Annotated in this window: 11 protein-coding genes and 3 pseudogenes; 8 read left to right on the forward strand and 6 right to left on the reverse strand. The window is 69.2% G+C overall.

Annotated elements, in window-relative coordinates:
* A pseudogene (locus ACWELQ_RS27085) lies at nucleotides 1–574 on the forward strand (glycosyltransferase); the annotation flags it as partial.
* Nucleotides 558–1,043, forward strand: coding sequence for an FKBP-type peptidyl-prolyl cis-trans isomerase (locus ACWELQ_RS27090; protein WP_452399863.1), 486 nt, complete (start codon nucleotides 558–560; stop codon nucleotides 1,041–1,043). The pseudogene ACWELQ_RS27085 and the gene ACWELQ_RS27090, both read left to right, overlap by 17 nt.
* Nucleotides 1,044–1,045: 2 nt before the next feature.
* Here the strand turns inward: ACWELQ_RS27090 and ACWELQ_RS27095 are convergent, their stop codons facing one another.
* The 3 genes from ACWELQ_RS27095 to ACWELQ_RS27105 form a co-directional block, all read right to left on the reverse strand.
* Nucleotides 1,046–1,477, reverse strand: coding sequence for a TIGR03668 family PPOX class F420-dependent oxidoreductase (locus ACWELQ_RS27095; RefSeq protein ID WP_452399864.1), 432 nt, complete (start codon nucleotides 1,475–1,477; stop codon nucleotides 1,046–1,048).
* Between the two features lie 59 nt (nucleotides 1,478–1,536).
* Entirely contained in the window at nucleotides 1,537–2,694 is a 1,158-nt protein-coding gene (locus ACWELQ_RS27100; RefSeq protein WP_452399865.1) for an asparaginase, read from the reverse strand.
* A gap of 102 nt (nucleotides 2,695–2,796) precedes the next feature.
* On the reverse strand, nucleotides 2,797–3,390 hold the full coding sequence (locus ACWELQ_RS27105; protein WP_452399866.1) for a TetR/AcrR family transcriptional regulator: 594 nt from the start codon (nucleotides 3,388–3,390) through the stop codon (nucleotides 2,797–2,799).
* Between the two features lie 91 nt (nucleotides 3,391–3,481).
* Here ACWELQ_RS27105 and ACWELQ_RS27110 point away from each other — a divergent pair, with 91 nt between their 5' ends.
* Nucleotides 3,482–4,609 carry a Gfo/Idh/MocA family protein gene (locus tag ACWELQ_RS27110; protein WP_452399867.1) on the forward strand — a complete coding sequence of 376 codons (1,128 nt, stop codon included), beginning with the start codon at nucleotides 3,482–3,484 and terminating at the stop codon, nucleotides 4,607–4,609.
* Nucleotides 4,610–4,757: 148 nt separating this feature from the next.
* On the opposite strand, the gene ACWELQ_RS27115 is transcribed toward ACWELQ_RS27110, so the two are convergent.
* Entirely contained in the window at nucleotides 4,758–5,042 is a 285-nt protein-coding gene (locus tag ACWELQ_RS27115) for a YciI family protein (protein ID WP_452399868.1), read from the reverse strand.
* A gap of 34 nt (nucleotides 5,043–5,076) precedes the next feature.
* Complete coding sequence (locus ACWELQ_RS27120; protein WP_452399869.1) at nucleotides 5,077–5,619, reverse strand: amino-acid N-acetyltransferase; 543 nt, start codon at nucleotides 5,617–5,619, stop codon at nucleotides 5,077–5,079.
* Nucleotides 5,620–5,859: 240 nt separating this feature from the next.
* Here ACWELQ_RS27120 and pgsA point away from each other — a divergent pair, with 240 nt between their 5' ends.
* The 5 genes and pseudogenes from pgsA to ACWELQ_RS27145 form a co-directional block, all read left to right on the forward strand.
* On the forward strand, nucleotides 5,860–6,417 hold the full coding sequence (gene pgsA, locus ACWELQ_RS27125; RefSeq protein ID WP_452399872.1) for a CDP-diacylglycerol--glycerol-3-phosphate 3-phosphatidyltransferase: 558 nt from the start codon (nucleotides 5,860–5,862) through the stop codon (nucleotides 6,415–6,417).
* Nucleotides 6,418–6,469: 52 nt separating this feature from the next.
* Complete coding sequence (locus ACWELQ_RS27130) at nucleotides 6,470–6,964, forward strand: CinA family protein (RefSeq protein WP_452399873.1); 495 nt, start codon at nucleotides 6,470–6,472, stop codon at nucleotides 6,962–6,964.
* An 81-nt stretch (nucleotides 6,965–7,045) separates the two neighbouring features.
* On the forward strand, nucleotides 7,046–7,480 hold the full coding sequence (locus tag ACWELQ_RS27135) for a helix-turn-helix domain-containing protein (protein WP_452399870.1): 435 nt from the start codon (nucleotides 7,046–7,048) through the stop codon (nucleotides 7,478–7,480).
* A gap of 212 nt (nucleotides 7,481–7,692) precedes the next feature.
* Complete coding sequence (gene pspA / locus ACWELQ_RS27140; RefSeq protein ID WP_452399871.1) at nucleotides 7,693–8,526, forward strand: phage shock protein PspA; 834 nt, start codon at nucleotides 7,693–7,695, stop codon at nucleotides 8,524–8,526.
* Nucleotides 8,527–8,895: 369 nt separating this feature from the next.
* Nucleotides 8,896–9,708: pseudogene (locus ACWELQ_RS27145) on the forward strand (hypothetical protein); the annotation flags it as partial.
* Nucleotides 9,709–9,756: 48 nt separating this feature from the next.
* Here ACWELQ_RS27145 and ACWELQ_RS27150 read toward each other — a convergent pair.
* Nucleotides 9,757–9,850, reverse strand: a pseudogene (locus tag ACWELQ_RS27150) (transcriptional repressor); the annotation flags it as partial.

A 9,850-nucleotide genomic window follows, 5' to 3' on the forward strand; every position in this document is an offset into this window, starting at 1 on the left:
CGCGCAGCTGCTGCGCTTCTTCGACGTGCGGCGCTTCACCGCGGACGTGTTCGGAGGGACCGTCTTTCAGCCGCCCACCTGGTTGTGGCTGCTGGTCGTGGTGCCGGTGATCGCGCTCGGCCTCACCGCGGCCACCCTCGCGCACCGGGCCGGGCGGGAACTCCTCGCGGTCACCGTCACGGGCATGACCTCCGCGTGCGCCTCACCATTCTCCTGGGGACACCACTGGGTATGGTTCGTGCCACTGGTGATCCTCGCCTGGCAGTACGCCCGCACCGCGGCGACCCGAGCGGCGTGGCTGGCCCCGGCGGGCATCGTGGCCATCGGTTTCTGCTGGTGGTGGACCTTCGCCGATCGGCCGCCGTTCGAGGACTCGCCGCACCCGATCGGAATCGGATTGTTCATGCTGCCGCGCGCGGACAACTCCGTGTGGTTCGCCTATTTCACCGTGCCCACCTATGCCGGGTGCTATGTGCTGGTGCAACTGGTGACGAGCGCGGTGGTCCTCAGGCGATACATTGACCCGGTACGCATTCCTCCGCGAAAGGCCCACCACCATGTCGATTGCCGCTGACAAGGTCGTTTCCATCGAATACACCTTGACCGACGACGACGGCGAGGTGCTGGACACCTCCGTCGGCGACGAGCCGCTGATCTACCTGCACGGCGCGGAGAACATCGTCGACGGGCTGGAGAAGGCCCTCGAAGGCCGCAATGCGGGCGACGAGGTCGTGGTCGTGGTCGAGCCCGAGGACGGCTACGGCGAATACCTGGCCGAACTGGTCAGCACCGTGGAGCGGGACGCGTTCGTCGGCATCGACGAGCTCGAGGTCGGCATGGAGTTCGAGGCCGAGGCGCCGGACGGCGACTCGCAGATCGTGGTGGTGCGCGCCGTCGACGGCGACGAGGTGACCATCGACGCCAACCACCCGCTGGCCGGGCAGCGCCTGCACTTCACCGTCAAGGTGCTCGACATCCGCGACGCCACCTCCGACGAACTCGAGCACGGCCACCCGCATGGCGACGACGACCACGAGCACTGAGCTCAATCCGAATAGGACCAGCCGCGCACCGACTCGACCGCCACCCGGATCACCGGGCCGGTCGGCGGGTGGGCTCGGTACTGGGGATATCTGGCGGTCAACCAGTCGATCGGTTCGCCGAGATCGGCTGGCGCGGTGAGGATTTCGGCCGCCCCGTCCAGGCGTGACCACCACAGCCGGGTCCAGTCCTCGTCGTAGTGGTCGGCCAGCAGCGACACCTTCGGCTGCGCCGCGATATTGCGCAGCCGCCGCAGATCGGTCGTGGACTTGGGTTTGTGGTCGATGGCGATGACCACGAGAAGCGGTGTGTCCGTGGGGGAAACGGCGAAGGTGACCGGCACCAGGTGCGGTTGCCCCTCGGCATCGACGGTCGCCAGGCGCGCCACCCGGGCGGCCCGGAACCTGGACAGGGCGGTGGACTGATCCGATCGCACGGCTATAGACGCTAGACCGCCGACGGCGGTGCGCCGTCGGCGGTCCAGTCCGGGGAGGATCAGAAGCGGGTGCGGAACTCCGCCTGCACCTTGGCCGGATCGGTGACGCCATTGGCCAGCAGCAACTGGACCAGGACCCGGGACTTGGCGGGATTCAGGTACATCGAGGCGCTGGTGCCGAGCTCGTCGTCGTTGAGTTCGGCATTGCGGACCGTCTCACCCGAGCCGACCCGGCTCGAACGCACCACGACCACACCGCTCTTGGCGGCCTTCGACAGTGCGTCCACCACCGACTTGGCGGTATTGCCGTCACCGACACCGGCCAGCACGAGGCCCTTCGCGCCGTGCCCGACCGCGTCGTTCACCTGATCGGCGTTCATGCCCGCGTGCGAGTAGACGATGTCGACCCGCGGCAACGGGGCGCCACCCGGGACCGGGAAGTGCGAATGCTGTTGCGGCGCGGCCGGTCGCGTGAAGGTCACCGCCGCCGCGTCGACATAGCCGATCGGGCCGGTGTTGAGCGACTTGAAGGTCTGCACGCTGGTGGTGTTGGTCTTGGTGACATCGCTCGCGCTGTGAATGGTGTCGTTGAGGACGACCATCGAACCGCGACCACGCGCCTCGGGCGAGGCGGCGACCTGCACGGCCGAGCGCAGATTGGCCGGACCGTCGGCGCTCAGCGCGGTGGAGGGGCGCATCGAGCCGACCAGCACCACCGGCTTGTCGCTGGAGATGACATTGTCGAGGAAGAAGGCGGTCTCCTCGATGGTGTCGGTGCCGTGGGTGACCACCACGCCGTCGACCTGATCGCCGGCGAACAGCTCGTTGATCCGGTTGGCCAGCTTCAGCCACACATCCTCGTTCATGTCCTGGCTGCCGATATTGGAGACCTGCTCGGCACTCAGCTTGGCGATCTTGTCGAGGCCGGGCACCGCGTCGATCAGATCCTGCGCGGTGGCCTCACCCGCGGTGTAGCCGACCGCGGAATTGGCATTGGCCTTGCCCGCGATGGTGCCGCCGGTCGCGAGAATGGCGATGCGCGGCTGGGTTCCGGGGGCCCGCGCCGCGTCGTCGGTCTTGCCGGGAGCGGCCTGGGAGGTCGCCACCGGGGTGGAGGTGGAGTGCGCGGAGTCGCCGGAATTGCCGCCGCACCCGGTGACCACCAGTGCCGCGCCGACAATCAGACCGGCGAAACGGAGCAGGGATTTTCGCGCCATTGCGATGTGTCCTTTCGGGTCCTGTCGCTAGCCGATCTTTCCCGAAACGCTTAATTTCTTTGCAGAGGCAAATGTCCCGCTACCAGGATCGTAAAGGGTGCTTCAGGGGCGGGCGGACAGGCCGTCCAGAACAATGCGGAGGTTCCGATGCCATTGGTCGGGGGCGGCGGACAGGCCGATGGTGTGGTCCGCGGTCGCCACTCCGGCCAGTACGAAGGCGATGTCCTCCCAGGGCGTGTCGGTGCGCATCGACCCGTTTTCCTGTGCGCGGCCGACCAATTCGCGCAATCGCTCCCGCAGGTCGGACAGGCAGCGCTCCAAATCGCAGCTCCCGCCGCCGCCCAGGGCGTCGTTCACGCCGCAGCTTTCTTTTCGCAAACTCACGTAGGCGGTGGCGAATTCGGTGAACCCCTGCCAGGGATCCGGATTCTCGAGAGCGCGATCAGCGGCGGCGATGCCCTGTTCGAGCACCTCCTCCAGGACAACCTGGAGCAGCGCCTCGAGGGAGGGCACCCGCCGATAGAAGGTCCCCTTGCCCACACCGGCCCGCTGGGCGACCTCCTGGGCGGTGACATTCACCCCGACCTCCGCGACGGCCGAGCGCGCGGCGGTGACCAGTCGTTCGAGATTGCGGCGCGCGTCCGCGCGTGGGGTCGGCCCGGATTCTCGGGCCAGCAGGCGGTCGACGGCGGTCATGACCTGGACTCTAGCAAAAGTGGACTTTCCGAGTCCGTTTGGCTAGCGTCAAAAACGGACCATTCGAGTCCGCTTAGCGAAGGAGTGAACGATGTCCGACCGCATCCGAGTGGGAATCATCGGCGCGAGCCCCGACCGTGGCTGGGCCTCCCGAGCCCACATCCCGGCCCTGCGCACCCTGCCCGACTTCGAACTGACCGCGGTCGGCACCAGCCGCCGCGAAAGCGCCGAACAGGCCGCCCGCGAATTCGGCGCACCGCACGCCTTCGCCGACGCGAGCGCCCTGGCCGAACATCCCGACGTCGACCTGGTCGTCATCACCGTGAAGGTCCCCGCCCACGCCGAACTGATCGGCGCCGCCCTGGCCGCGGGCAAGCACGTCTACTCCGAATGGCCGCTCACCCGAACGACTTCCGAAGCCGAAGCCCTTGTCGCCACGGCCGCGGCAGCACCCGGTCATCACGTCGTCGGCCTACAGGCGCGGTTCGCACCCGCTGTCCTGCGCGCCCGCGAGCTGCTCGCCGAAGGCTATGTCGGGCAACCTGTGTCGGCCACGGTCTACTCGTCACGGGGCAAGGGCGCGGGCGGCGTCATCCCACAGTGGGCGGCCTACACCCTCGACCGGGAGAACGCCGCCGGACTCCTCGAGGTCGCGGGCGGCCACACCCTCGACCCGGTGGAATTCCTGCTGGGCGAGCTCACCGACCTCTCGGCGGACCTGGCGATCCGCAACGCGTACAACACCGTCGTCGAAACGGGGGAGCGGGTGCCTGTCACCAGCCCGGACCACCTGCTGCTCCACGCGCGCACCCGCGACAATGTGGTGGTCTCGGCCCACCTGCACGACGGCAAACGGACCAACGCCCACACCCGCATCGAAATCTCCGGCACCGAGGGCGATCTGGTGCTGGCCAACGACACCGCCGCCGGTGCGCCCGGCCTGCACGCGGGCGGCATCCAGATGAGCGACCTGAAACTTCTCGCGGCCCGCGGCGCGGACGCCTCCTGGCGGGACCTGACTCCCGCCGACCCCGCGCCGATCGCCGCCCTCCCGGTCGAATCGCGCAATGTGGCACGGCTTTACGCCCGCCTGGCCGAGGACATTCACACCGCCGCCGACACCGTCCCCTCCTTCTCGGCCGGCCTGCGTATGCACCGGGTCCTGGACGCCATCCGCCGCAGCGCTGCTTCCGGAGCCCGCGTGACGATCCCGGTCTGACCTATCCCGCTGGGATGCCGCCGCCGGGGCCGGATATGCGAAAGCCCCATCCGGCCCGGTCCGGATGGGGCTCAACGGAGTTGACGCCTCGTAGACGTTGTCTACTTTTTGATAGACGGTGTCTACCCGCAGGTCATGGGCCTGGGGCTCAGTTGACGAACGCGCCCATCGTCGGCAGCCACTCCACGATGCGCTTGTCGGTCAGCAGGCCCTCACGGTTGAACGGGTCCTTCTCGAAGAGCTCGGTGACCGTGGCGAGATCGGCCGCCTGCACCAGGATCAGCGCACCCGACCCGTCCGGGTAGGGGCCGCTGGTGAGCACGGTGCCCTCGTCGACCAGGCCGTTGAGCCAGGCGCGGTGGTCGGGGCGGTGGATGTCGCGCGCGGGGGCGGTCGCATCGGAGTAGACGTAATGGACGGCGAAGACGGCCATGGATGATCCCTCTCGGAGTCGGTATACGGAAGTGTCAGAGCGTCAACAGCATTCGGGTATTCCCGAGCGTGTTGGGCTTGACGTAGGACAGATCCAGGAATTCGGCGACACCGGTGTCGTAGGACCGGCACATCTCGGCGTACACCTCGGCGGTCACCGGCGTGCCCTCGATCTCCACGAAGCCGTGCCGGGCGAAGAAGTCCACCTCGAAGGTCAGCACGAACACCCGCCGCAGGTCGAGCTCGCGCGCCACGGCGACGAGCTGCTCCACCAGCAACCGCCCCGCACCCGTGCCCTTGATGTCCGGATGCACCGCGACGGTGCGGATCTCGCCGAGATCGGCCCACAGCACGTGCAGCGCGCCGCAGCCCAGGATCTGCCCGTCGCGCTCGGCGACCCAGAACTCCTGCACCGCCTCGTAGAGGGTGACCAGATTCTTCTCGAGCAGGATCCGGCCGGCGTAGATGTCGATGAGGTTCTTGATCTCGGGCACGTCAGAGGTTCGCGCTCGACGGACGATCGGCGCGTTCGCCGCCTGCCCGTCGATGGAACCGCTGTTTGGTGCCCGTGTTGTCATGGGGTGCACAGTAGTCGGCCCGCGTACCGATAGGCTTGTCGGTGTGTCGCACATCCAGTCCCTCCGCAGCCCGGCATGGTCCGGAAACCAGGGCCGCCGCCACGGCCGGTGGGGGCGCTGGTGACCGTGCAGCCGGACGAGATCGAGGGTCGCTGGGCGGACGCCGTTCCGGCGGCGAGCCCGGGGTTCGTTCCCGCCGCGCGCCCGGAGGCGGTGGTGGAGCCCGCGGCCGTGCCGCTGATGAACATCGCCAACGTGCTCACCATCCTGCGCATCCTCATCGTTCCGGTGTTCCTGCTGGCGCTGTTCGCCGCGGGCGGCCATGACACCGAGTGGCGCTGGATCGCGGCCGGGCTCTTCGGAATCGCCGCCATCACCGACCGCGTCGACGGGCAGCTGGCCCGCAAGTACGGCCTGATCACCGACTTCGGCAAGCTGATGGATCCGATCGCGGACAAGGCCCTCATCGGGGCGGCCCTGATCGGGCTGTCGATGCTGCACGACCTGCCCTGGTGGATCACCCTGGTCATCGTGGCCCGCGAGCTCGCCATCACGTTGCTGCGGCTGGCGGTGGTGCGCCGCGGCGTGATCCCGGCGGGCCGCGGCGGCAAGCTCAAGACGCTGGTGCAGTCGGTGGCCATCGCCGTGCTGTTGCTGCCCCTGTCGGGTGGATTGGCTTCCGCCGGAATGGATTTGATGTACGTGGCGGTCGTGCTGACCGTCGTCACCGGCCTGGACTACGTGGTGCAGGCGGGCCGGCTGTGGTTCGGGTCGCCGGGCGGTAGCCGTGGCGCGTAGGGTCCGGCCGGACATCGAGGGCATCCTGTCGCGGGTGGCGACCGCCGGGCCCATCCCGCCGGATCCGCTCGTCACCGTGACGGACGCCGCCGAGCTGGTGGCCGCCCTGAGCGCCGCGGGCCAGACCGTGGCCACCGCGGAATCGCTGACCGCCGGTCTGCTCTCGGCCACCATCGCGGGAATTCCGGGCGCGAGCGCGGTGTTGCGGGGTGGACTGATCGTCTACGCCACCGACCTCAAGCAGTCCCTCGCGGATGTGAGTGCGGACACGCTGGCCACGGATGGACCGGTGGCGGCGAGCACCGCGCAACAGCTCGCGGTCGGCGCCCGCCGGCGCTGCGGATCGGACTGGGGAATCGGGCTCACCGGCGTCGCCGGACCCGAACCGCAGGACGGCAGCCCGGTCGGCACGGTATTCCTTGGTATAGCGGGTCCACAGTCCACCGAGGTACTTCGGTTGAAGTTGTCGGGGGACCGGTGGACGATCAGGGTGGGCGCGGTCCGCGCCGCGGTCGCCGAACTCGTCCGCTCCGTCAGGGGCGAGTGAAGAGGCCGGGAACGCGCGGCCGACGCCGGACGTTGTCCAGTCAAACGCTGGGTCCGGCGAGACGAGTGTGAGGAGAACGAGATGACGCTGCTGCGAGAAGCGATCGGGGAAAGCCTGCGTCGTGCTCGGGTCGCCCAGAGCCGGACACTGCGTGAGGTCTCCACCTCCGCGCGCGTGAGTCTGGGTTACCTGTCCGAGGTGGAACGCGGCCGCAAGGAGGCCTCCAGCGAGTTGCTGGCCGCCATCTGCCAGGCCCTGGATGTGCCGCTGGCGCAGGTGCTCTTCGATGTCAGCTCGGCCATGGCCGACGCCGACAAGGCCACCGCGCTGGCGCGTGAGAAGGCCGGTGCGAAGGTCGGCGCCGTGACCAAGCTGCCCGCCAAGGCGGGCTCCGGCAAGCTCGCCGCCAAGGGCGGCGACGGTGAAATGGTCATGGCCGCGGACGGAACGTTCGGTCCCCGCATTGTGATTCCGGCCCCCAAGTCGGATCGTCTGGTGCTGGTGGCCGCCAAGTGATCAGCTCGGTGAGCCGAGAGACGAAGGCTGTGCTCCGGAGCCGAAAGGGATAAATTCTCTGTAGGCTTCGTCCCGGAGGCGTCGCGCTGTTGCCGAAATCTCCGGAACGGCCGTTAGCACAGTGGAGATATGGGACAGCAGGGGTGCGCGACGGTCGCGCACTACTGTCGCGCTACGGGGCGCGGCACGTCATATGGAGGCGGGATCAATCGATGGCTAATCCGTTCGTGAAGGCCTGGAAGTACCTGATGGCCCTCTTCGACTCGAAGATCGAAGAGCATGCGGATCCGAAGGTTCAGATCCAGCAGGCCATCGAGGAAGCCCAGCGCCAGCATCAGGCCCTGTCACAGCAGGCCGCGTCGGTGATCGGCAACCAGCGCCAGCTGGAGATGAAGCTGAACCGCCAGCTCGACGAGGTCGAGAAGCTCAATGCCAATGCGCGCCAGGCGGTTATGCTCGCCGATCAGGCCAGTGGCGCGGGTGACACCGAGAAGGCGATCCAGTACACCAATGCCGCTGAGGCTTTCGCCGCGCAGCTGGTGACCGCCGAGCAGTCGGTCGAGGACCTGAAGGTGCTGCACGACCAGTCGCTGCAGGCCGCCGCCCAGGCCAAGAAGGCCGTCGAGCAGAACGCGATGCTGCTGCAGCAGAAGGTCGCCGAGCGCACCAAGCTGCTGTCCCAGCTGGAGCAGGCCAAGATGCAGGAGCAGGTCTCGGCCTCCCTGCAGCAGATGGACTCCACCCTGTCCGCGCCCGGCGCGGTCCCCAGCCTGGACGCGGTGCGCGAGAAGATCGAACGCCGTTACGCCAACGCGCTCGGCGCCGCCGAGCTCGCGGGCAATTCGGTGCAGGGCCGCATGCTCGAGGTCCAGCAGGCCAGCGTCCAGATGGCCGGGCACAGCCGCCTCGAGCAGATCCGCGCCTCCATGCGCGGCGACGCCCTCCCCGCCGGAGGCAATGCCGCGCAGCCGCAGATCCAGCCGGGCCAGCCCGCTCAGCCCGCCACCCAGCCCAACTTCAACAAGGGCCAGGCCGCCCAGCAGTAACTGCTGCGCGAAAGGTAGTGCACGATGGGGAGATCGCGGGCCGAACACGACCCCGCGACCTCCCCTGCGCGTTTCCTGCGCCGCACCCGCACCAAAACCCCCGACCCCATCCCGGGTTTCCCCTCCCCGTTCCCCCCACCCGCTAACCCTCAGCCGCCGCTGACGCCCGAATCCGCCACTCCGGCAAGCGCTCCCACGCCACCGTTCGGCGTCGACCCCGGACCCGGTTTCGCCGCCGAGCCGGCGCCCGCACGCCCCCGGCCCGATGTGGCAGCGCCGCAACAGACTTCACCGCCCGCCGCGTCCGATCGATCGGGCCGCCGGTTCCGGCGCGGCCGCGATTCCGCCGCCACGACCCCGGCGACCGAGATGCCCTGGGATTGGACGCCCGCCTCCGGCGGTCCCACACCGGCACATTCGCCCGACGCAACGCCCCCGGCTGCGGAGCCCGGCCCGGTTGTCGGTACCCCTCGATACGGTGGCACGGTGGAATCGGCGCAGCCGCGGGCAGCGGCGAATCAGACTTCCCAGTCCAGGCCGGCGTGGCCCTCGGCGACGCCTGGGCCATCCACGACGGCCGCACGGGGCACGGCCGCGCATCAGACCTTCGATCTCGCAGGACATTCCGGACCGACTCCGGCTGGGACGAACGTGCCGACCGCAGGTGGGATCACGCCGCACCCGTCCTCGGCATCCGGTGGTTCCCCGGGCGGCGTCTCGCAGCCGGGACGTGCACGGGCGTCGGCTGATCGGCCTGCTGGCAGCGATGCGTCGCAGACTCCTCGGCCGCCCACGGCGAGTGCGCAGGGGGCTGCCGCTCAGACCTTCGGGGCCACCGGCTATCCGGGCACGTCGTCGCTGGGCTGGACCCCGCCGGGTGCCGGAGTGGGGCCGGATTCTTCGGCTGGGCGATCCGGCAAGAGTGGCCGTCGGAAGCGGGGGAAGCGGGAGCGGGCCACCGAGGCGGTGCGGGAGGTGTTGGCGCCGACCGGGTTCGAGCCCGAGGAGCTGGCGCAGCGGCTGCCGGACACCTTGCGAGGCGTGGGGGAGCAGGCGCTGGTGGCCGTGCGCAAGTGGGCCGATCCGCGCGAGCGGGAGTTGCGTAAGCGGCGCCGCGCGAGACGGCGGAGTTTCCGGCTCGGGACAGCGTCGGGGTTGACGACGGCGGGAACCGTTGGGCTGATGTTGATCTCGGCACCGGCGTGGGCGGTGGTCATTGTCGGTGGCGGCGTCGTGCAGCTCCTGCGCGGAGCGGAATTCGTCGATGTCGGCGAGCAGAGCGGCGATCGCGCTGCGCTGGCGGGTGCTGCGGACCCCGACGGTC

It is taken from the genome of Nocardia sp. NPDC004722, from assembly GCF_053601505.1.